Origin of the sequence: Streptomyces sp. PA03-6a (assembly GCF_033792765.1) — a bacterium.
Lineage (GTDB): Bacteria > Actinomycetota > Actinomycetes > Streptomycetales > Streptomycetaceae > Actinacidiphila.
Window position 1 is genome coordinate 34,076 of the sequence record NZ_JARAVK010000027.1, and the last position, 21,426, is coordinate 55,501.

Sequence of the window (21,426 nt, forward strand, 5' to 3'; positions counted from 1 at the left end):
GCGGCGCCCTCGGCTCCACTCACGGCTTTCTACTCCTCCGACTCGGCGGCCAGGGGCTGCTCGCCCTCGGCCTCTTCGGCGGCGACGACCTCTTCGGCCTCCGCCCCCGCCTCGGCATTGCGGGCGACGCCCACGACTGCATCCTTTTTACCGAGGTTGATCAGTTGGACGCCCATGGTGTCACGCCCGGTTTCCCTGATCTCGTTGACACGGGTGCGGATCACACCGCCGCCGAGGGTGATGGCGAGGATCTCGTCGGTCTCCTCCACCACCAGCGCCCCGACCAGGGAACCCCGGTCCTCGACGATCTTGGCCGCCTTGATGCCGAGTCCGCCGCGCCCCTGGACCCGGTACTCGTCCACACTGGTGCGCTTGGCGTACCCGCCATCGGTGGCGGTGAAGACGAACGTACCCGGTCGCACGACATTCATCGAGAGCAGTTCGTCCCCTTCGCGGAAGCTCATGCCCTTCACGCCCGAGGTCGCACGGCCCATCGGCCGCAGCGACTCGTCCGTCGCGGTGAACCGGATGGACTGCGCCTTGCGGCTGACCAGCAGCAGGTCATCGGCCGGTCCGACCAGCTCGGCACCGATCAGCAGGTCCTCGCTGCCGTCCTCGGTCTCCCGCAGGTTGATCGCGATGACACCGCCCGAGCGGGGGGAGTCGTAGTCCTTCAGCGAGGTCTTCTTCACCAGGCCCGACCGGGTGGCGAGCACCAGGTAGGGCGCCGCGTTGTAGTCGCGGATGGCCAGCACCTGGGCGATCTGCTCGTCCGGCTGGAAGGCCAGCAGGTTCGCCACGTGCTGCCCGCGGGCGTCGCGGCCGGCGTCCGGCAGCTCGTACGCCTTGGCGCGGTAGACCCGGCCCTTGTTGGTGAAGAACAGCAGCCAGTGGTGGGTGGTGGTGACGAAGAAGTGGTCGACGATGTCGTCTTCCCGCAGCTTCGTGCCGCGCACGCCCTTGCCGCCGCGCTTCTGCGAGCGGTAGTCGTCGGTCTTGGTGCGCTTGACGTAGCCGCCGCGGGTGATCGTGACGACGATGTCCTCCTCGGCGATCAGGTCCTCGATGGACATGTCGCCGTCGAAGGGCACCAGGGCCGAGCGCCGGTCGTCGCCGAACTTCTCGACGATCGCCGTCAGCTCCGTGCTGATGATGCCGCGCTGCAGCTCGGGCGAGGCCAGGATGCGGTTGTACTCGTTGATCTTCGCCTGGAGCTCGTCGTGCTCCTGGACGATCTTCTGCCGCTCCAGGGCCGCAAGGCGGCGCAGCTGCATCTCCAGGATCGCGTTGGCCTGGATCTCGTCGATCTCCAGCAGGCCCATCAGGCCTTCACGCGCCACGTCCACGGTCGCGCTGCGCCGGATCAGGGCGATGACCTCGTCGATCGCGTCCAGGGCCTTCAGCAGACCGCGCAGGATGTGGGCGCGCTCCTCGGCCTTGCGCAGCCGGAACCGCGTCCGGCGGACGATGACCTCGATCTGGTGGGTCACCCACTGCTTGATGAACTGGTCCAGCGAGAGCGTGCGCGGCACGCCGTCCACCAGCGCCAGCATGTTGGCGCCGAAGTTCGTCTGCAGGTCGGTGTGCTTGTAGAGGTTGTTCAGCACCACCTTGGCGACGGCGTCGCGCTTGAGCACGATCACCAGGCGCTGTCCGGTGCGCGAGGAGGTCTCGTCGCGGACGTCGGCGATGCCGCCCACCCGGCCGTCCTTCACCAGGTCGGCGATCTTCTGCGCCAGGTTGTCCGGGTTGACCTGGTACGGCAGCTCGGTGACGACCAGGCACTGCCGGCCCTGGATCTCCTCGACCTCGACGACCGCGCGCATCGTGATGGAGCCGCGGCCGGTGCGGTACGCCTCCTCGATGCCCTTGCGGCCCACCACCAGGGCGCCGGTCGGGAAGTCGGGACCCTTGATGCGCTCGATGAGGGCTTCGAGCAGCTCCTCGTTGGACGCCTCCGGGTTGGCCAGGTACCACTGGGCGCCCTCGGCGACCTCGCGCAGGTTGTGCGGCGGGATGTTGGTCGCCATGCCGACCGCGATGCCGGCGGAGCCGTTGATCAGCAGGTTGGGGAAGCGCGACGGCAGGACCGTCGGCTCCTGGTTGCGGCCGTCGTAGTTGTCCTGGAAGTCGACGGTGTCCTCGTCGATGTCCCGGACCATCTCCATGGACAGCGGCGCCATCTTGCACTCGGTGTACCGCATGGCGGCGGCCGGGTCGTTGCCCGGGGAACCGAAGTTGCCGTTGCTGTCGACCAGCGGCATGCGCATCGACCACGGCTGGGCCAGGCGCACCAGCGCGTCGTAGATCGAGGAGTCGCCGTGCGGGTGGTAGGTACCCATGACGTCGCCGACGACACGGGCGCACTTGTAGAAGCCGCGCTCCGGGCGGTAGCCGCCGTCGTACATCGCGTACAGCACGCGGCGGTGGACGGGCTTGAGGCCGTCCCGGACGTCGGGCAGCGCGCGCGACACGATGACGGACATCGCGTAGTCGAGGTAACTGCGCTGCATCTCCGTCTCGAGGCCCACGGCCTCGATCCGCGTCGTGGTGTCCGCCTCGGCGGCGCCCGCGGCGTCCTGCGGGGTGCCGGGCGTGACAGGGGTGTTCTCGTCGGCCATTGCTGGTCAAAGTCCTTTCGGGCGGCGGCTGATGGGGGCCGACTCAGATGTCGAGGAAGCGGACATCCTTGGCGTTGCGCTGGATGAAGGAGCGCCGGGCCTCGACGTCCTCGCCCATCAGCACCGAGAACAGGTCGTCGGCGAGGGCCGCGTCGTCCAGGGTGACCTGGCCGAGCACACGGTGGTCGACGTCCATCGTGGTGACCCGCAGTTCCTCGGCGTTCATCTCGCCGAGGCCCTTGAAGCGCTGAATCGAGTCCTCGCGCACGCGCTTGCCGTTCTGGCGGCCCAGCTCGATCAGGGCGTCGCGCTCGGAGTCGGAGTACGCGTACTCGAAGTCGTCCCGGCCCCACTTGATCTTGTAGAGCGGGGGACGGGAGAGGTACACGTGGCCCGCCTCGACCAGCGGCCGCATGAAGCGGAAGAGGAAGGTCAGCAGCAGGGTGTTGATGTGCTGGCCGTCCACGTCGGCGTCCGCCATCAGGATGATCTTGTGATAGCGCAGCTTCGAGATGTCGAAGTCCTCGTGCACACCGGTGCCGAAGGCCGAGATCAGCGCCTGGATCTCGGTGTTCTGCAGGATCTTGTCGATCCGCGCCTTCTCCACGTTCAGGATCTTGCCGCGGATCGGGAGGATCGCCTGGTACTGCGGGTTGCGGCCGGACTTGGCCGAGCCGCCGGCGGAGTCACCCTCGACGATGAAGATCTCGCACTTGGCGGGGTCGTTGGACTGGCAGTCGCTCAGCTTGCCCGGCAGCGACGCCGTCTCCAGCAGGCCCTTGCGACGCGTCAGGTCGCGCGCCTTGCGGGCCGCGACGCGGGCGGTGGCCGCCTGGATGGACTTGCGGATGATGTCCGAGGCCTCGTTGGGGTTGCGGTCCAGCCAGTCCGTCAGGTGCTCGTGCACGACCTTCTGGACGAAGGTCTTCGCCTCGGTGTTGCCGAGCTTGGTCTTCGTCTGGCCCTCGAACTGCGGCTCGCCCAGCTTGACCGAGATGATCGCGGTCAGACCCTCGCGGATGTCCTCACCGGTGAGGTTGTCGTCCTTCTCGCGGAGCAGCTTCTTCTCGCGCGCGTACTTGTTGACCAGCGTGGTCAGCGCGGCGCGGAAGCCCTCCTCGTGGGTGCCGCCCTCGTGGGTGTGGATGGTGTTGGCGAAGCTGTAGACACCCTCGCTGTACTGGGTGTTCCACTGCATCGCGACCTCGACGGAGAGCATCCGCTCCTTGTCCTCCGCGTCGATGTCGATCACCGACGGGTGGACCGGCTCGCCCTTGCGCGAGTTCAGGTACTTCACGAAGTCGACGATGCCGCCCTCGTAGTGGTACGCGACCGAACGCGGCTGGCCCTCGTTCTCCACGTCCGCGTGCTCGGGACGCTCGTCGGTCAGCGAGATGGTCAGGCCCTTGTTGAGGAAGGCCATCTCCTGGAAGCGCCGCGACAGCGTCTCGAAGGAGTACTCGGTGGTCTCGAAGATGTCACCGTCGGCCCAGAAGGTCACGGTGGTGCCGGTCTCCGCGACCGGCTCGTTCTTCTGCAGCGGGGCGGTGGGCACACCGAGCTTGTAGTCCTGGGTCCAGCGGAAGCCCTCACGCTTGACCTCGACAGCGACCTTGTTCGACAGCGCGTTCACGACCGAGACGCCGACGCCGTGCAGACCGCCGGAGACGGCGTAGCCGCCGCCGCCGAACTTGCCGCCCGCGTGCAGCACCGTGAGCACGACCTCGACGGCGGGCTTTCCCTCGGACGGGACGATGTCCACAGGGATGCCGCGGCCGTTGTCGACCACGCGCACGCCGCCGTCGGGGAGGATCGTGACGTTGATGGTGTCCGCGTGACCGGCCAGTGCCTCGTCGACGGAGTTGTCGACGACCTCGTACACCAGGTGGTGCAGGCCGCGCTCGCCCGTCGAGCCGATGTACATGCCCGGGCGCTTGCGAACCGCGTCCAGGCCCTCAAGGACGGTGATCGCGCTGGCGTCGTACGCCCCGCCGGTGGCGGGCGCGGCGGAGCCGTCAGCTGCGGACGTATTGATCTCGTTGGGGTTGCCGGAATCGGCCACGAAGCGCCCTTTCTGGCACAGCATGAGCGGGGTCCCGCGGCGCGGAACCGGCTGCATCACTCGACATCGTTCGACTGGTCCCGCTGGGGTCCCCCGGTGCCGGAGGCCAGGGGCGGGCGGTACTGCTACCAGTCTACCGGTAGCGCCGACATAGATGGGGCTTTGGCGGTACCTGAGTTCCCGTGTACCCGACGGAAGTACCTCCAGCCGACTCCCCACACGCGGACCGGGTCCCAAAACGGCTCACGCGGGCGCACAGGGCTTCGACCCGATTACGCACAGCAGGTTCCCGGCCTATCCGTACGTATCGCCCGGCCCACGGCTCCCGGGAGCACGCAGACGGCCGTACGAACGCACCGGTCCTCCCGGCCCCAGGACCTTGATCAACTTCACGGTGCCGTGCCCGAGATCGGCGTTCAGCCTGGCCACGAGCGTCGGGGCGAGCAGCCGCAGCTGGGTCGCCCAGGCCGTGGAGTCGCACTGCACCGTGAGGACCCGGTCCTCCTCGTCGTACCGCTGCGGCTGGCAGTGCAGGGCCACGTCGTCGCCCACCAGTTCCGGCCAGCGGCCCATCACGCCGCCCACCGCCGCGGGGGCCTCCCAGCCGCGCTCGGTGATCAGCCGGCTGATCGCGGCGCCCAGGGGCAGCGGGTCCCGCCCGTCCGCCCGCGCACCACTGCGCAGGCCTCCGCGCCGGGCCTGCTTCTTCTGCTGGGCGGCCGCGCCCCTCGCGCGGGCCTGCTCCTTGGCGGCGCGCAACGCGACCCTGGCCAGGTCGACGCCGGACACCGGCTTGTCCTGGACGCCCGGCTCCTGCGCCGGCTGCGGTGGCTGCTGGTCCGTCATGCCCGCTCCACGCCGCCGTCCTCCACCGCGTACCGGGCGCCGACCAGCACGTCCGGTACGTCGTCGTCCACCGCCGCCGTCACCAGCACCTGCTCACCCGGGGCCACCAGCTCCGCCAGCCGGGTGCGGCGCCGGGCGTCGAGCTCGGCGAAGACGTCGTCGAGCACCAGCACCGGTTCGCCGCCGTCGGCGCGCAGCAGGTCGTACGAGGCCAGGCGCAGCGCCAGCGCGTACGACCAGGACTCGCCGTGGCTCGCGTACCCCTTGGCGGGGAGCTGTCCCAGCTTGAGGGAGAGGTCGTCCCGGTGCGGACCGACCAGGGTCACCCCGCGCTCGATCTCCTGCTTGCGGGCCTCGCCCAGGGCCTCCAGCAGCAGTCCGTACAGCTGCTCGCGGCCCGACGCCCCGGCGATCCGTTCGCCGATCGAACTGCGGTACTCCAGGACGACGGGGCCACCGCCCGGTGCCAGCTGCTCGTACGCCTTGTCCGCCAGCGGCTGCAGGGCCTGGGTGAGGTCCAGGCGCTGGGCCAGCAGCTCGGCGCCGGCCCTGGCCAGGTGCTGGTCCCAGATGTCGAGCGTGGACAGGTCGGCCCCGCGGCCGCCGTGGCGGCGGGCCATGGCGGCCGACTTCAGCAGGGTGTTGCGCTGCTTGAGGACCCGCTCGTAGTCGCTGCGGACGCCCGCCAGCCGGGGCGCCCGGGCGGTGAGCAGCTCGTCGAGGAAGCGCCGGCGCTCCCCGGGGTCGCCCTTGACCAGGGCCAGGTCCTCGGGGGCGAAGAGCACCGTCCTGACTATCCCCAGCAGGTCGCGCGGGCGGACCTGGGAGGAACGGTTGAGCCGGGCCCGGTTGGAGCGGCCCGGATTGATCTCCAGCTCGATCAGCTGTTGCCGCTCGCCCTGCACCACGGACGCCCGCACGATCGCCCGGTCCGCGCCCATCCGCACCAGCGGGGCGTCGCTCGCGACCCGGTGGCTGCCGAAGGTCGCCAGGTAACCGACCGCCTCGACCAGGTTGGTCTTGCCCTGGCCGTTGGGGCCGACGAAAGCGGTGACGCCCGGGTCGAGCGGGACCTCGACCCGGGCGTAGGAACGGAAGTCGGCGAGCGACAGATGCGCGACGTGCATGGCTGCGCGCCGCCTCCTTCCCGTGGGTGTGACTAGTGCTTCTCGACGGCGTGGCCGCCGAACTGGTTGCGGAGCGCGGCGATCATCTTCATCTGCGGGGAGTCGTCCTGGCGGGACGCGAAGCGCGCGAAGAGCGACGCGGTGATCGCGGGCAGCGGCACGGCGTTGTCGATGGCCGCCTCGACGGTCCAGCGGCCCTCGCCGGAGTCCTCCGCGTAGCCCTTGAGCTTGTCGAGGTGCTCGTCCTCGTCGAGGGCGTTGACGGCCAGGTCCAGCAGCCAGGAGCGGATGACGGTGCCCTCCTGCCAGGAGCGGAACACCTCGCGCACGTCGGTGACCGAGTGGACCTTCTCCAGCAGCTCCCAGCCCTCGGCGTAGGCCTGCATCATGGCGTACTCGATGCCGTTGTGGACCATCTTGGCGAAGTGGCCGGCGCCGACCTTGCCCGCGTGGACGGAACCGAAGTTCCCCACCGGCTTGAGGGCGTTGAAGACCGGCTGCACCCTCTCGACGTGCTCGGGCTCGCCGCCGTACATCAGCGCGTAGCCGTTCTCCAGGCCCCAGACGCCGCCGGAGACACCGCAGTCGACGAAACCGATCCCCTTGGCGGCCAGTTCCTCGGCGTGCTTCTCGTCGTCCGTCCAACGGGAGTTGCCGCCGTCGACGACCACGTCACCGGGGGAGAGCAGCTCACCGAGCTCGTCGATCGTCGCCTGGGTCGCGGCGCCGGCCGGCACCATCACCCACACCACCCGCGGGGCCGCGAGCTTGTCCACAAGTTCCTGCAGGCTGTGGACATCGGCGAGGTCCGGGTTGCGGTCGTAGCCGACGACAGTGTGACCGGCCTGGCGGATGCGCGTGCGCATGTTCCCGCCCATCTTGCCGAGACCGATGAGACCGAGCTCCATCGTTGATCCTTCGTTCGAAGCCTGCCTGACCTACGTCGAGCCTACGTCGGTACCTGCAGGGCGACGCGACCGGACAGGCCTCGCGTCAGCCGGACAGCCGGACCGGCATGATCAGGTACTTGTACGCGTCGTCGGCCTCGGCGTCGACCGCCGGACGGCCGCTGAGCAGCGCGGGCTTGGTCGACGTGGTGAACGACAGCTGCGCCACCGGCGAATCGATCGCGCTCAGGCCGTCCAGCAGGAAGGTCGGGTTGAAGGCGATCGAGATGTCGTCGCCCTCCAGCTTGGCGTCCACACGCTCCACCGCCTGTGCGTCGTCGCTGGAACCGGCCTCCAGGGTCAGCACGCCCTGCTCGAAGCTCAGCCGGACCGGCGTGTTGCGCTCGGCCACCAGGGCCACGCGCTTGACGGCCTCGACGAACGGAGCGGTCTCGATCACCGCGACGGAGTTGAACTCGGTCGGGAAGAGCGTCCGGTACTTCGGCAGGTCGCCCTCGAGCAGGCGGGTGGTGGTGCGGCGGCCCGCACCCTCGAAGCCGATCAGGCCCTCGCCCGCGCCGGAGCCGGCCAGGGCGATGGCGACCGAGTCGCCGTTGGTGAGGGACTTGGCGGTGTCCAGCAGCGTCTTGGCGGGCACCAGGGCGACCGCGGAGATGTCCGGGGTCTCCGGCTTCCACAGGAACTCGCGGACCGCGAAGCGGTAGCGGTCGGTGGCGGCCAGCGTGACCGTGTCGCCCTCGATCTCGATCCGCACACCGGTGAGCACCGGCAGGGTGTCGTCACGGCCGGCGGCGATCGCGACCTGGGCGGCGGCCGCGGCGAAGACCTCGCCGGGGACGGTGCCGGAGGCGGTCGGCATCGCGGGCAGCGCCGGGTACTCGTCCACAGGCAGGGTGTGGAGTGTGAATCGCGAGCTGCCGCAGACGACGCTCACGCGCACGCCGTCGGTGGCGATCTCCACAGGCCTGTTGGGGAGCGCCCGCGAGATGTCGGCGAGCAGCCGGCCGGAGACCAGGACGGTGCCGTCCTCCTCGACGTCCGCCTCCACGGAGACGCGGGCCGAGACCTCGTAGTCGAAGCCGGACAGGCTCAGCTGGCCTTCCTCGGCCTTCAGCAGCAGGCCCGCCAGGACCGGCACCGGGGGACGGGCCGGGAGACTGCGGGCCGCCCAGGCCACTGCCTCCGCGAGTACATCGCGCTCCACCCGGATCTTCACCGGAACCGCCTCCTGCTGTTGCTGGCTGTCTGTGGCCGACTGTCTCTTGGCCCTGCTGGCCCTCTTGCCGGAGAACAGTCTGACAGCCGCCACGGACATGCGGTGCGGGTTGCGGTCAAGCCGGAGGGCGGGGAGGCGGACGGCCCGCGGCTCGGTTGTGCACAGGCCCCACTTCGAAGCAGGTTCCCCGGTAACTATCCCTGGTCGTAGTAATAGGGGGTGTGGATACCGTGGATAAGTGGTTCCGGTGCAGGTCAGGCCCTGTTTTTTATCCACCGCGCCTGTGGGTGGGGCCCGTGGACAACCCGGGCGATCTGTGGACGCCCGGAAGTTGTGCACACGCGATTCACAGGGAGGCTCCGGTTCTCCCCAGCGCTGTCCCCAGGAATACCCAGGTTCTCCCCAGCCCAACCCACCACGTTGGTGTGATGCGGTTCACTCCGATCGGTGAGCGGGTGTGTTCCGTTGCCGAACAGTGGACAGGACTGTGGAGAAGTGGTCCCTGACTGGGGACAACGGGCCCCTGCCTGTGGGCGGCCGGTGGACAACCGGGAGGGTGGCCTTGTGGGCGGCCGGAGCGTCCACAGTCTGTGGATCAGGGTTGCCCACAAATCCACACGGCCTCCAGCAGCCCGAATGAGTATCCCGCAGTCGTGCCTGTGGACACGTTCGGGACAACCCGGGCATCCCCAGGCTGTGGACGGGGGAAAACCGCCCCCGCCTGTGGAGAGACGTTCCTGTCCCCAAGACGCGGCCGGCGCAATCGAACAACGAGAAGCGCCCCGGGAGTTGGCCCGGGGCGCTGTGGAGGTCTCGGTGGACGCCGAGGGCGCTGCGCTCAGCTCTTGATGCGGTTGGTGAGCTCGGTGACCTGGTTGTAGATCGACCGCCGCTCGGCCATCAGGGAGCGGATCTTGCGGTCTGCGTGCATGACGGTCGTGTGGTCGCGGCCGCCGAACAGGGCGCCGATCTTGGGCAGCGACAGGTCCGTGAGCTCACGGCACAGGTACATGGCGATCTGCCGGGCCGTGACGAGCACCCGGCTGCGGGAGGAGCCCGAGAGGTCCTCCACGTCCAGACCGAAGTACGAGGCCGTCTCCGCCATGATCGCCTGCCCGCTGATCTCGGGGACGGAGTCCTCCCCGCCCGGGATCAGGTCCTTCAGCACGATCTCGGTGAGCTGGAGGTCCACCGGCTGCCGGTTGAGGCTGGCGAAGGCCGTCACGCGGATCAGCGCGCCCTCCAGCTCGCGGATGTTCCGCGAGATCCGGGAGGCGATGAACTCCAGCACCTCCGGCGGGGCGTTGAGCTGCTCCTGCACGGCCTTCTTGCGGAGGATCGCGATCCGGGTCTCCAGCTCGGGCGGCTGGACGTCGGTGATCAGGCCCCACTCGAAGCGGTTGCGCAGCCGGTCCTCCAGGGTCACCAGCTGCTTGGGCGGCCGGTCCGAGGAGAGCACGATCTGCTTGTTGGCGTTGTGCAGGGTGTTGAAGGTGTGGAAGAACTCCTCCTGCGTCGACTCCTTGCTCGCCAGGAACTGGATGTCGTCGACGAGCAGGATGTCCATGTCGCGGTAGCGCTTGCGGAACGCGTCCGCCTTGCCGTCGCGGATGGAGTTGATGAACTCGTTGGTGAACTCCTCGGAGCTCACGTAGCGCACCCGCGTACCCGGGTAGAGGCTGCGGGCGTAGTGCCCGATCGCGTGCAGCAGGTGCGTCTTGCCGAGGCCGGACTCCCCGTAGATGAACAGCGGGTTGTACGCCTTGGCCGGTGCCTCCGCGACGGCGACCGCCGCGGCGTGCGCGAAGCGGTTGGAGGCGCCGATGACGAAGGTGTCGAAGAGGTACTTGGGGTTCAGCCGCGCCGTGGGCTCGGCCGGGCCCACGGAACCACCCGAACCGCTCGCCCCCGTCCCGGCGCCCGTGGGGGAACCGGCCCCACCGCCGCCACCGGTGCGCGGCGTCGGCATGGTGGGCATGGCCGGCCGCTGCGGCGGCACCGGCTCCGGACGCCCCTGAGGCTGGTGGGGCGGGGGGATCTCGTAGCGGGAGGCGGGCGGCCGGTACGGCTCGCGCTCCTGGTAGTCGCCGAAGTGCTGCTGCTGCCAGCGGTCCACGGGCTCGTGGGGCGGCCAGCCGCCGGCACCGCCGGTGGGCCCGACCGCGTGGTCGGGGTAGGCCGGGCGCATCCGCGGGACCTCGCCGTAGCCGTGCGGCTGCTCGCCGTACCGGGCGGGCTCCGCCCCGTACACGGGGGGCTGCTGCTGGGCCTGCGACTGCGGCTCGGGGGCGACCGGGGCCGGCGGCGCGGGGGCCGCCTCCTGCTCGCCGCCCGAGGCCACGGCGATGGCGATGCCCACGGGGTGCCCGAACTCACGGCTGAGTACATCGGTGATCAGCGGGAGGAGTCGTCCCTCCAGCACGCTCTTGGCGAACTCGTTGGGGGCGGACAGCACCGCCGTGCCCGCGACGAGCGCCAGCGGCTGCGTCCGCTGCAGCCACTCCGCGTCCTTCGGCTTGAGGTCGTCGCTTTCGGCGAGCAATTTCTGCAGGACCCTGGGCCACACTGAGGCAAGATCGGCAGTTACGTCAGCCACAGTGCACGCTCTCTCGTCGGTCGCTGGTTGGTGCCGATGGGTCCCACGAAGGTGTGGTTCTTGGGACGGACGGGAATGTTTCGGGGTTTGGCCACGGTAGTCAGCGCGGGCTACCTGGTTCAAGTCGTTGTCCACAGGGTGTGCAAAACCACGTCCGGATGGCGGTGCCGACGGCCCGCGCCCCGGCGGGTTTGACCTGACGCCGCGGCCCCGCGTACCGTAACCAGGTCGAGTTGTCGATGGCTGCTGCCGCCTGCCTACCGATGGGCGAGGATCACCAAGGTGATCGTCAAGCGGTGCACACCTGAATGTTCCGCGAGTTTCTCGTGGGCGCACGGTGACAGCCAGGCGACGCCCCGCCACCACCCGATTCATCCTGGAGCCCCCGAGTGAGCAAGCGCACCTTCCAGCCGAACAACCGTCGTCGCGCCAAGACCCACGGCTTCCGGCTGCGTATGCGTACGCGTGCCGGCCGCGCCATCCTCGCGACCCGCCGCAGCAAGGGCCGCGCCCGTCTGTCCGCCTGATCGCACCGAAGCGCGAGGTGTGAGTCGTGCTGCCCAGCGGTAATCGGCTGAGGCGGCGCCAGGACTTCGCGACGGCGGTACGTCGAGGACGCCGGGCCGGACGGCCGCTCTTGGTCGTCCACCTGCGCACCGACAGTGACACAAGGGACCCGCACGCGGCGGGGGGGTGTGCTTCCCCGGCGCGTGCGGGTTTCGTCGTGAGCAAGGCCGTCGGTGACGCCGTGACCCGGAACCTGGTCAAGCGTCGGCTTCGTCACCTCGTCCGCGAACGTCTGTCCGTGCTGCCCCCCGGTAGCCTGGTAGTCGTACGAGCGCTGCCCGGTGCGGGTGACGCAGACCATTCACAGCTGGCCCGAGACCTGGATGCCGCCCTCGGGAGGCTCCTGGGGGTGGCGCTATGAAGTACCCGTTGCTGGCCTTGATCAAGATTTACCAGTGGACCATCAGCCCGTTGCTCGGTCCGGTCTGCAAGTACTACCCCTCGTGCTCCCACTACGGGTATACGGCGATCGATCGGCACGGCGCGATCAAGGGCACTGCCCTGACCGCGTGGCGGATCCTGCGTTGCAACCCGTGGTCGCTCGGCGGTGTGGACCATGTCCCCCCGCGCAAGCGACCGCCGTGGCACGCTCGCCTGCGCGAAGCCCTCCGGGGTGACGCACCGGGCGGGTCCGTTACTCCCGAGCCCGTCGAGACGCCTCATGCCCAAGGAGCCTGACCGTGGGGATCTTGAACCCCCTCTACGCCGCCGTTTCGTGGATCATTGTCCAGTTCCACTCGCTGTACGGCCTTGTCTTTGACAAGGACGGCGGCCTGGCCTGGGGTCTGTCGATCGTCTCTCTGGTGGTCCTGATCCGGATCTGCCTGATCCCGCTCTTCGTGAAGCAGATCAAGTCGACCCGGAACATGCAGGCGCTCCAGCCCAAGATGAAGGCGATCCAGGAGCGCTACAAGAACGACAAGCAGCGTCAGTCCGAAGAGATGATGAAGCTGTACAAGGAGACGGGCACCAACCCGCTCTCCTCGTGCCTTCCGATCCTGGCGCAGTCCCCCTTCTTCTTCTCGCTCTACCACGTGCTGAGCTACATCGCGCAGGGCAAGCAGGTCGGCGTGATGAGCCAGGACCTGGTCAACAGCGCCCAGAAGGCCCACATCTTCGGCGCCCCGCTCGCCGCGAAGTTCACCGACAGCGCTGACAAGCTCGCCTCGCTGGGCGCCTCGGTCACCGACGTCCGCGTGGTCACCGTCATCATGATCATCCTGATGTCGGCCTCGCAGTTCTACACGCAGCGCCAGCTGATGACGAAGAACGTCGACATGACGGTGAAGACGCCGTTCATGCAGCAGCAGAAGATGCTGATGTACGTCTTCCCGATCATGTTCGCCGTCTTCGGCATCAACTTCCCCGTCGGTGTCCTCATCTACTGGCTGACCACCAACGTGTGGACCATGGGGCAGCAGATGTTCGTCATCCGCCGGAACCCGACCCCCGGCAGCCTCGCCTTCCAGCAGCGCCAGGAGCGCCTGAAGGCCAAGGGCAAGCTCAAGGACGAGCCCGCCGCCGACAAGGAGCTGCAGGACGCAGCGCCGGTGAAGCGCAGCCAGCCCAAGCGCCAGACCAAGTCCCAGCGCCAGACGGGCGGTCCCGCGCAGCCGGGTGCTGCTGCCGGCGGCACCAAGCCGAAGCCCAAGCCGGGCGGCGGAACGACCGCGGGCACCAAGCCCAAGCCGAGCAGCGGCGCGGACAAGCCGAACCTGTCGAAGAAGAAGTAGTAGAGGAGTCCTGCCGTGACGGACGGCAACACCACCGACGCGCTCACCCGCCTCGAGCAGGAGGGCGAGATCGCGGCCGACTACCTCGAGGGGCTGCTGGACATCGCCGACCTCGACGGTGACATCGACATGGACGTCGAAGGGGACCGCGCCTCGGTCTCCATCGTCGGCGACCCGTCGAGCCGTGACCTCAACAAGCTCGTCGGCCGGGACGGCGAGGTGCTGGAGGCGCTCCAGGAGCTGACCCGGCTCGCGGTCCACCGGGAGACCGGCGACCGCAGCCGGCTGATGCTGGACATCGCCGGCTTCCGGGCGCAGAAGCGGGCCGAGCTGACCGAGCTGGGCGAGAAGGCGGCCGAGGAGGTCAAGGGCTCCGGCCAGCCGGTCAAGCTGAAGCCGATGACGCCCTTCGAGCGCAAGGTCGTGCACGACGCCGTGGCCGCCGCGGGGCTGCGCAGCGAGTCCGAGGGCGAGGAGCCCGAGCGCCGGGTGGTCGTCCTTCCGGCCTCCTGACCTCCCCCGGTCTCAGCGGTACTCACTCGGCCCCGTCTGTTCGCAGGCGGGGCCGAATCTTGTCAGCCTGGAGAAGGCCCGTAACAACGGAAGGACGGTTCTCGTGACGGAGGCAGCGGCGGAGCTTCCCCCGGCGCCGGAGGCGGCACGTGAGGTGTTCGGGGAGCGCTTCGCGGACGCGGTGCGGTACGCGGAACTGCTGGCCGACGCGGGCGTGCGTCGCGGGCTGATCGGTCCGCGGGAGGTGCCCCGGCTGTGGGAACGCCATCTGCTGAACTGCGCGGTGCTCGCCGAGGTGATCCCCCAGGGCGTCTCGGTGTGCGACGTGGGCTCGGGAGCGGGACTGCCGGGCATTCCGCTGGCACTGACCCGGCCGGACCTCAGCATCACCCTGCTGGAGCCGCTGCTGCGCAGGACCACCTTCCTCGAGGAGGCCGTGCGGCTGCTGGGGCTGTCCAACGTCGTGGTGGTGCGTGGCCGGGCCGAGGAGATGGTGGGCAAGGTGCCTCCGGTGGACGTGGTGACCGCGCGCGCCGTGGCCCCGCTGGACCGGCTCGCCGGCTGGGGACTTCCCCTGCTCCGTCCGCACGGGGAGATGACCGTGCTCAAGGGCGACACGGCCGAGGAGGAGCTGAAGGCGGCGCGTGCCGCGCTGAGCCGTCTCGGTGCCGTGGAGACCTCCGTGGTCCAGGTCGGCGAGGGCATCGTGGATCCGCTGTCGACCGTGGTGCGGGTGCTCGCGGGGGAGAGCCCCGGTGGTGTCCGTGCGGCGACCCGGAGGGCCAAGGCGGCCCGGGAGAGCCGGCGGCGGCAGCGCTGATCGCGGACGGGTCCGTGTGCTCCATAAAACGGCCATACGTACATGATCCGGAGTGTCGTGTAGGAAACGGTCGCCGCGCTGCGCATCGTGTTTCACGTGAAACGGCGCTCTCTGCTTCCAGGAATCCTCGGCCGCGCCCGCGCCGCGGCCGAATCGCTCTCTCATCGGGCCGTCGAGATGACCCATTCAGCGACCCAACCGGTGGATTCATCCACAGGAGAACGGCCCTCACTGGTTCGTGACCCCGAAAGCATGGCAGGCTCTGTTCATTGCGAGCTTGTAGTCGAGGAGAGTGAATCCTTGCGGTCCGACGCCAACATCGCGGGACCGATGGCCGATCCGGTCCCCGGTCCCCGCACCGAGTCGTACGGGGATGATGTTTCACGTGAAACACCGCCCCCGATGGACGACACCCCCATCGGCCGTGCAGCCCAACTGGCCGTGGAGGCACTGGGGCGGGCCGGTGAAGGACTCCCCCGCCCACCCCAGACCCGGGTGGTCGTGGTCGCCAACCAGAAGGGCGGGGTCGGCAAGACCACCACCACGGTCAACATGGCCGCCTCCCTGGCCCTGCACGGGGCCCGGGTGCTGGTCGTCGACCTCGACCCCCAGGGCAACGCATCCACCGCCCTCGGGATCGACCACCACTCCGAAGTCCCCTCCATCTACGACGTCCTGGTCGAGAGCAAGCCGCTCTCCGACGTCGTCCAGCCGGTGCCGGACGTGGAGGGCCTGTTCTGTGCCCCCGCCACCATCGACCTGGCCGGTGCCGAGATCGAGCTGGTCTCGCTGGTGGCCCGGGAGAGCCGGCTGCAGCGGGCCATCGAGTCCTACGAGCAGCCGCTGGACTACATCCTCATCGACTGCCCGCCCTCGCTCGGTCTGCTGACCGTCAACGCCATGGTGGCCGGTGCCGAGGTCCTCATCCCCATCCAGTGCGAGTACTACGCCCTGGAAGGACTGGGCCAACTGCTCCGCAACGTGGAACTGGTCCGGGGCCACCTCAACCCGAAGCTCCACGTCTCCACCATCCTGTTGACCATGTACGACGGCCGGACCCGGCTCGCCTCGCAGGTCGCCGAAGAAGTGCGCACCCACTTCGGCAAGGAGGTGCTGAGCACGAGCATCCCGCGCTCGGTACGCATCTCGGAGGCCCCCAGCTACGGCCAGACGGTGCTGACCTACGATCCGGGTTCGAGCGGAGCGCTGTCGTACCTCGAGGCGGCACGCGAGATGGCCCTGCGCGGGCTGGGACGCACCCAAGAAGTCAATGAGCAGAACACGTCGGAGGGGATCCAGTGAGTGAGCGACGCAGAGGACTCGGCCGTGGTCTCGGCGCGCTGATTCCCGCCGCACCGAACGGTGCGGACGCGGCGGCCGCGACCGCGGTGGCGACGGCGGCGAACGCCGCACCGGTCCTGGCGCCGGAACGAGGGGTCGCCGTCGCCAAGGTGGCGGCCCTGGTGGAACAGCAGGGCCGCGAGGGCACCGCTGCGATCCCGGTTTCACGTGAAACCTCTGAGGCCATCGCGGCCCAGGAGCCGCCGATGGTGGCGGGGGCGTACTTCGCCGAGCTGCCGCTGGACGCGATCATCCCCAACCCGCGTCAGCCGCGTGAGGTCTTCGACGAGGACGCGCTGGCCGAGCTGGTCACCTCCATCAAGGAGGTCGGCCTCCTGCAGCCGGTCGTCGTCCGTCAGGTCGGACCGGAGCGCTACGAGCTCATCATGGGCGAGCGCCGTTGGCGGGCCAGCCGGGAGGCGGGCCTGGAAGCCATCCCGGCGATCGTGCGGGCCACCGAGGACGAGAAGCTCCTCCTGGACGCTCTGCTGGAGAACCTGCACCGTGCCCAGCTGAACCCGCTGGAGGAGGCGGCCGCCTACGACCAGCTCCTCAAGGACTTCGCCTGCACGCACGAGCAGCTCGCCGACCGCATCGGCCGCTCCCGTTCCCAGGTCTCCAACACCCTGCGCCTGCTGAAGCTCTCCGCGCCCGTACAGCGCCGTGTGGCGGCCGGTGTGCTCTCCGCCGGGCACGCACGGTCCCTGCTCGCCCTGGAGGACGTGGAGGACCAGGACCGGCTCGCCAGCCGGATCGTGGCCGAGGGGCTCTCGGTGCGCGCGGTCGAGGAGATCGTGCATGTGATGAACTCCGAGTCCCAGCCGACGAGGAAGGCCCCGTCCCCCCGGGCCGGCAAGCGGATGTCCCCCGCGCTGACCGATCTGGCGCTGCGGCTCTCGGACCGCTTCGAGACCCGGGTGAAGGTGGACTTGGGGCAGAAGCGCGGGAAGATCGTCGTGGAGTTCGCCTCGATAGAGGACCTGGAGCGCATCCTCGGCTCGATGGCCCCGGGTGAGGGCGAGGTCCTCGAGCGGTCGCTCACGGAGGAGACCGACGAGGAGGAGTGATCCCCTCCCCGTCATGTGACGGTCCGCAACTTCCGGGCGGGTCGCATCCCGAGAGGGATGTGACCCGCTTTTTGCTGGGCCGTTCGCGTTGCTCCGGTGTCGGACTTGTCCGCTCACGGATACGATGCGTACGGGATGGAGCACTACCTCCGAGGAGGGGCTCATGCGATCGGTGCGGCGCGTCGGAGTGGAGCACGATTGGCAGAAAGCCGCTCTCCTCGCAGCGGGGCTTGGGCTGGGCGCCGTGGGTGGCTTCGTCGGCAGTTGGGTCCACGACAGAAACGAGGGTCAGACCTCATGGGGCGTCGGCTCGTTCCGCTCACGCTGGACAACCTCCCGGATCTCCCCAACCGCTGCCGCGCGTGCGTCTTCTGGGAACTCGATCCGGTAAGCGGTGAGGCCGCCGTCCAGGCCGGCAAGCCCGAGCTGGAGAAGGAGGCCTGGATCTCCGCGGTGCTCCTGGAATGGGGCTCCTGCGGCCGTGTCGTCTACGTGGACGAGGTGCCGGCCGGCTTCGTGCTCTACGCCCCGCCGGCCTACGTGCCGCGCTCGACGGCCTTCCCCACGAGTCCCGTCTCCCCCGACGCGGTCCAGCTGATGACCGCCCGCATCCTCCCGGGCTTCCAGGGACAGGGACTGGGCCGGGTCCTGGTGCAGTCGGTGGCCAAGGACCTGGTGCGGCGGGGCTTCCGGGCGATCGAGGCCTTCGGTGACGCGCGCTGGGAGGAGCCGGCGTGCGTGCTCCCCGCCGAGCACCTGCTGGCGGTCGGGTTCAAGACGGTGCGGCCGCACCCGCGGTTCCCCCGGCTGAGGCTGGAACTGCGGACGACGATCTCCTGGAAGGAGGACGTCGAGATGGCGATCGACCGGCTGCTCGGCGCCGTGCAGAAGGAACCGGCGCTGCGGCCCCTGTGACGGACGAAGGGCCCGCCCCTCACGGGGGCGGGCCCTTTCGTGTCCGTCTGCGGTGCTCAGCCGATGAAGTCGGACAGGTCGCGCTCGATGGCGGCCTTCGGCTTGGCGCCGACGATGGTCTTCACGACCTCACCGCCCTTGTAGACGTTGAGGGTCGGGATCGACATGACGCCGTACTTGGCGGCGGTGACCGGGTTCTCGTCGATGTTCAGCTTGACGATGGTGATCTGGTCGCCGTGCTCCGCGGCGATCGCCTCCAGGGAAGGGGCGATCTGGCGGCACGGACCGCACCACTCGGCCCAGAAGTCGACGAGCACGGGCTTGTCGCTGGACAGGACCTCCTCGTCGAAGGTCGCATCGGTCACGGTCTTGGTGTTGCCGGCCACGGCTGTCTCCTCGGTGTGTAGGACGGGTACTTGTTCGTGCGGTGCGGTCAGACGACCGCGGCGGCGGTCTGCTCGGGCTCGCGGGTGTGCTCGCTGCCCGCGTCGCTCAGCGCGGCGAGGTAGCGCTCGGCGTCCAGGGCGGCGGAGCAACCGGTGCCCGCGGCGGTGATCGCCTGGCGGTAGGTGTGGTCCACGACGTCGCCGGCGGCGAAGACACCGGGGATCTTCGTGCGGGTGCTGGGGGACTCGACCTTGAGGTAGCCCTCCTCGTCCAGGTCGAGGATGCCCTTGAACAGCTCGGTCCGCGGGTCGTGGCCGATCGCGATGAAGAGTCCGGTGACCGGCAGCGCCGAGGTCTCGCCGGACTTGGTGTTCCGCAGGACCAGGCCGGAGAGCTTGCCGTCGCCGTTGATCTCGGCGACCTCGTTGTCCCAGACGAACGAGATCTTCGGGTCGGCGAAGGCACGCTCCTGCATGGCCTTGGAGGCGCGGAGGGTGTCCCGGCGGTGGACGACCTTCACGCTCTTGGCGAAGCGCGACAGGAAGGTCGCCTCCTCCAGGGCGGTGTCGCCACCGCCGATGACGGCGATCTCGTGGTCCTTGAAGAAGAAGCCGTCACAGGTGGCGCACCACGAGACGCCGCGACCGGAGAGCTGGTCCTCGTTGGGCAGGCCCAGCTTGCGGTGCTGGGAGCCGGTGGCGATGATGACGGCCTTCGCCCGGTGGACGGTGCCCGCGGAGTCGGTGACGGTCTTGATGTCGCCCTCGAGGTCGACCTCGACGATGTCGTCCGGGATCAGCTCGGCACCGAACCGCTCGGCCTGGGCCCGCATGTTCTCCATGAGGTCGGGGCCCATGATGCCGTCGCGGAAGCCGGGGAAGTTCTCCACATCGGTCGTGGTCATCAGAGCACCGCCGGCCGTGACCGCCCCTTCGAAGACCAGGGGCTTGAGGGAGGCGCGGGCGGTGTAGAGCGCGGCTGTGTATCCCGCCGGACCGGAACCGATGATGATCACGTTTCGGACGTCGCTCACGGGTGCTTCCTCGTCTCTGCTGTGCCGACTCGCCGGGTGCCTCGGCGACGGGACCATTGTCATCCCGCCTAACGGATCCTACGGTCCGGGCATTCCCATCGGCGCGGCGCTAGCGAGGGTATGTCTCCTCACGGAGGAGGGTGCCCGTGACGGGGGGCTGCGCGGTGGCGCACGAGGCGTCCACGACGTAGGCGTCGACCAGCGCGGGGTCGCCCTCGTGCGGCATCACGACCAGGTAGGAGTCCATGCCCTCGTACCGGCCCCGCTGGAAGGCGATCGGGGCCTCCCGGCGGTCGACGGCTCCCAGGACGCAGGACGGCGCGGCGCTGTCCATGCCGACCATGGGGGACTGCCCCTCGGACTGCCCATCGGGCTTGCTCTCCGGGCCCTTGCCCGTGCGGTCTGTCAGCAGATCGTGTACCTGCACGCCGAGCATGTCGGTGTCAGCCTTGGCGCCCGCGTCGGAGGCCGACGACGACTGGCTGTCGGAGCTCCCCCCGGCGTTCCAGCCGGACTGGGCGAGGACGGTCCCGAGACCGAGCACGGCGGCCATGGAGGCGGTGATGAGGATCCCCTTCCCCCAGCGGCGACGGGACCGGGTCCCCGGGCGGCCGGGGCCGCTGGGACCGGTGCCGCGACCGGTGGGCCTTCCGTCGGCCGCGGCTGATGTTTCACGTGAAACACGGGGCGGCTCGGTGGTCTCTGTTTCACGTGAAACATCGGCACCGCTCGCGGCGAGCAGCGCCTCGGCGGCGAGTGCGGCGTCGATCCGGCCCGCGATGTCGGCCGGCATCCGGGGCGGGCCGGGGAGGGTGCCCAGCAGTCCGCGGATCTCGTCCAGCGAGGCGCGGACGTCGGCGCAGAGCGCACAGCCGTCGATGTGCCCGCGGACGTCGGCCGAGCGCTCGGGCGGGAGGATGCCCTCGCTGAGCGCGGAGATCTCGGCGACCTCGGGGTGCTCGTCCGTACCCGTCGTCGACGTCATGGGTGTCCACCTCCGCCCTTCGTGAAGCCGTGGCCCGGCCGGGCCTCCGTCTCTGGGACGGATGCGTTCTCCGTCCGGTTCCTTCCCCCTGGGTGATCGCCGCTACTCCCCGAGGCCTCCCGCAGATGGGAGAGGAGCGGCAGCAGTCGTGCCCTGCCGCGGGCGCATCTGCTCTTGACCGTCCCCGTCGGCACGTCCAGGACGGCGGCGGCCTCGGCCACGGGGTAGCCCTGCATGTCGACCAGGACCAGGGCGGCCCGCTGCTCCACGGGGAGCGTCCCGAGCGCGCGCAGCAGTTCCCGGTGGAGCTCGCCACGCTCGGCGGGGGCCGCGGCGGACTCATGGGGTTCGAGCAGTTCCTCGAACTGCTTCTCGTCCGTGACCGGAGCGGTGCGGCGTGAGGCGGCCTTGCGCGCCCGGTCCAGGCACGCGTTCACGGTGATGCGGTGCAGCCAGGTCGTGACGGCCGACTGCCCGCGGAAGGTGTGGGCGGAGCGGAAGGCCGAGACGAGCGCGTCCTGCACGGCGTCCGCGGCTTCCTCGCGGTCCCCCAGGGTCCGCAGCGCCACCGCCCACAGCCGGTCGCGGTGCCGGCGGACGAGTTCCCCGAAGGCGTTCGGGTCCCCCGCGACATGACGGGCGAGGAGGTCGCTGTCGCTGACCTCCCCGCCCGTTCCTTGCGTGCCCAC

General features: G+C 69.6%; 19 protein-coding genes and 1 pseudogene. 9 read left to right on the forward strand and 11 right to left on the reverse strand.

Going from position 1 to position 21,426, the window contains the following annotated elements; genetic code table 11:
• Positions 1–29 precede the first annotated feature (29 nt).
• The 7 genes and pseudogenes from gyrA to dnaA all read right to left on the reverse strand — a co-directional run bounded on the left by gyrA (position 30) and on the right by dnaA (position 11,376).
• A complete protein-coding gene (gene gyrA, locus PV350_RS09600; protein ID WP_499512883.1) occupies positions 30–2,621 on the reverse strand; it encodes a DNA gyrase subunit A in 2,592 nt (863 codons plus the stop codon).
• A 43-nt stretch (positions 2,622–2,664) separates the two neighbouring features.
• Positions 2,665–4,707, reverse strand: a complete 2,043-nt coding sequence (gyrB, locus tag PV350_RS09605) for a DNA topoisomerase (ATP-hydrolyzing) subunit B (RefSeq protein WP_499512884.1) — start codon at positions 4,705–4,707, stop codon at positions 2,665–2,667.
• 270 nt (positions 4,708–4,977) lie between these two features.
• Complete coding sequence (locus PV350_RS09610) at positions 4,978–5,529, reverse strand: DciA family protein (RefSeq protein WP_500333372.1); 552 nt, start codon at positions 5,527–5,529, stop codon at positions 4,978–4,980.
• Positions 5,526–6,656, reverse strand: coding sequence for a DNA replication/repair protein RecF (gene recF / locus PV350_RS09615; RefSeq protein ID WP_499512885.1), 1,131 nt, complete (start codon positions 6,654–6,656; stop codon positions 5,526–5,528). Before recF ends, PV350_RS09610 begins: the two co-directional genes overlap by 4 nt.
• A 32-nt stretch (positions 6,657–6,688) precedes the next feature.
• Positions 6,689–7,570 (reverse strand): annotated as a pseudogene (gnd, locus tag PV350_RS09620) (phosphogluconate dehydrogenase (NAD(+)-dependent, decarboxylating)); the annotation flags it as partial.
• Between the two features lie 79 nt (positions 7,571–7,649).
• The gene (dnaN, locus tag PV350_RS09625; protein WP_499512886.1) at positions 7,650–8,780 is read right to left on the reverse strand and encodes a DNA polymerase III subunit beta; all 1,131 of its coding nucleotides are present in this window, start codon (positions 8,778–8,780) and stop codon (positions 7,650–7,652) included.
• A gap of 838 nt (positions 8,781–9,618) precedes the next feature.
• A complete protein-coding gene (gene dnaA / locus PV350_RS09630; RefSeq protein WP_499512887.1) occupies positions 9,619–11,376 on the reverse strand; it encodes a chromosomal replication initiator protein DnaA in 1,758 nt (585 codons plus the stop codon).
• 389 nt (positions 11,377–11,765) lie between these two features.
• Here dnaA and rpmH point away from each other — a divergent pair, with 389 nt between their 5' ends.
• The 9 genes from rpmH to PV350_RS09675 all read left to right on the forward strand — a co-directional run bounded on the left by rpmH (position 11,766) and on the right by PV350_RS09675 (position 18,332).
• Positions 11,766–11,903, forward strand: coding sequence for a 50S ribosomal protein L34 (gene rpmH, locus PV350_RS09635; RefSeq protein WP_003975051.1), 138 nt, complete (start codon positions 11,766–11,768; stop codon positions 11,901–11,903).
• Between the two features lie 26 nt (positions 11,904–11,929).
• Entirely contained in the window at positions 11,930–12,304 is a 375-nt protein-coding gene (gene rnpA / locus PV350_RS09640) for a ribonuclease P protein component (RefSeq protein WP_500333373.1), read from the forward strand.
• Positions 12,301–12,621 (forward strand): membrane protein insertion efficiency factor YidD, encoded by a 321-nt coding sequence (gene yidD / locus PV350_RS09645; protein ID WP_037731476.1) that lies wholly within the window; start codon positions 12,301–12,303, stop codon positions 12,619–12,621. The genes rnpA and yidD overlap by 4 nt, the downstream gene beginning before the upstream one ends.
• A 2-nt stretch (positions 12,622–12,623) precedes the next feature.
• The gene (gene yidC / locus PV350_RS09650; RefSeq protein ID WP_500333374.1) at positions 12,624–13,676 is read left to right on the forward strand and encodes a membrane protein insertase YidC; all 1,053 of its coding nucleotides are present in this window, start codon (positions 12,624–12,626) and stop codon (positions 13,674–13,676) included.
• A 15-nt stretch (positions 13,677–13,691) separates the two neighbouring features.
• The gene (locus PV350_RS09655) at positions 13,692–14,189 is read left to right on the forward strand and encodes a Jag family protein (protein ID WP_499512890.1); all 498 of its coding nucleotides are present in this window, start codon (positions 13,692–13,694) and stop codon (positions 14,187–14,189) included.
• 103 nt (positions 14,190–14,292) lie between these two features.
• Positions 14,293–15,009 carry a 16S rRNA (guanine(527)-N(7))-methyltransferase RsmG gene (rsmG, locus tag PV350_RS09660; protein WP_499512891.1) on the forward strand — a complete coding sequence of 239 codons (717 nt, stop codon included), beginning with the start codon at positions 14,293–14,295 and terminating at the stop codon, positions 15,007–15,009.
• A 252-nt stretch (positions 15,010–15,261) separates the two neighbouring features.
• Positions 15,262–16,311, forward strand: coding sequence for a ParA family protein (locus PV350_RS09665; protein ID WP_499512892.1), 1,050 nt, complete (start codon positions 15,262–15,264; stop codon positions 16,309–16,311).
• Positions 16,308–17,417 (forward strand): ParB/RepB/Spo0J family partition protein, encoded by a 1,110-nt coding sequence (locus PV350_RS09670; RefSeq protein WP_500333375.1) that lies wholly within the window; start codon positions 16,308–16,310, stop codon positions 17,415–17,417. The genes PV350_RS09665 and PV350_RS09670 overlap by 4 nt, the downstream gene beginning before the upstream one ends.
• A gap of 297 nt (positions 17,418–17,714) precedes the next feature.
• Complete coding sequence (locus PV350_RS09675) at positions 17,715–18,332, forward strand: GNAT family N-acetyltransferase (protein WP_499512894.1); 618 nt, start codon at positions 17,715–17,717, stop codon at positions 18,330–18,332.
• A gap of 56 nt (positions 18,333–18,388) precedes the next feature.
• Here the strand turns inward: PV350_RS09675 and trxA are convergent, their stop codons facing one another.
• The 4 genes from trxA to sigM all read right to left on the reverse strand — a co-directional run bounded on the left by trxA (position 18,389) and on the right by sigM (position 21,426).
• Positions 18,389–18,718, reverse strand: coding sequence for a thioredoxin (gene trxA / locus PV350_RS09680; RefSeq protein WP_431958961.1), 330 nt, complete (start codon positions 18,716–18,718; stop codon positions 18,389–18,391).
• Between the two features lie 47 nt (positions 18,719–18,765).
• Positions 18,766–19,752 (reverse strand): thioredoxin-disulfide reductase, encoded by a 987-nt coding sequence (trxB, locus tag PV350_RS09685; protein ID WP_499512895.1) that lies wholly within the window; start codon positions 19,750–19,752, stop codon positions 18,766–18,768.
• 109 nt (positions 19,753–19,861) lie between these two features.
• Positions 19,862–20,737 carry an RsmA family anti-sigma factor gene (locus PV350_RS09690; protein WP_500333376.1) on the reverse strand — a complete coding sequence of 292 codons (876 nt, stop codon included), beginning with the start codon at positions 20,735–20,737 and terminating at the stop codon, positions 19,862–19,864.
• A complete protein-coding gene (gene sigM / locus PV350_RS09695) occupies positions 20,734–21,426 on the reverse strand; it encodes an RNA polymerase sigma factor SigM (protein ID WP_500333377.1) in 693 nt (230 codons plus the stop codon). The genes PV350_RS09690 and sigM overlap by 4 nt, the downstream gene beginning before the upstream one ends.

What these genes read in the sequence shown, in the direction of transcription:
- gyrA (WP_499512883.1), bottom strand. Translation starts at nt 2,621, where the DNA reads ATGGCCGACGAGAACACCCCTGTCACGCCCGGCACCCCGCAGGACGCC.
- gyrB (WP_499512884.1), bottom strand. Translation starts at nt 4,707, where the DNA reads ATGCTGTGCCAGAAAGGGCGCTTCGTGGCCGATTCCGGCAACCCCAAC.
- PV350_RS09610 (WP_500333372.1), bottom strand. Translation starts at nt 5,529, where the DNA reads ATGACGGACCAGCAGCCACCGCAGCCGGCGCAGGAGCCGGGCGTCCAG.
- recF (WP_499512885.1), bottom strand. Translation starts at nt 6,656, where the DNA reads ATGCACGTCGCGCATCTGTCGCTCGCCGACTTCCGTTCCTACGCCCGG.
- yidD (WP_037731476.1), top strand. Translation starts at nt 12,301, where the DNA reads ATGAAGTACCCGTTGCTGGCCTTGATCAAGATTTACCAGTGGACCATC.
- PV350_RS09665 (WP_499512892.1), top strand. Translation starts at nt 15,262, where the DNA reads ATGGCAGGCTCTGTTCATTGCGAGCTTGTAGTCGAGGAGAGTGAATCC.
- PV350_RS09675 (WP_499512894.1), top strand. Translation starts at nt 17,715, where the DNA reads ATGGGGCGTCGGCTCGTTCCGCTCACGCTGGACAACCTCCCGGATCTC.
- PV350_RS09690 (WP_500333376.1), bottom strand. Translation starts at nt 20,737, where the DNA reads ATGACGTCGACGACGGGTACGGACGAGCACCCCGAGGTCGCCGAGATC.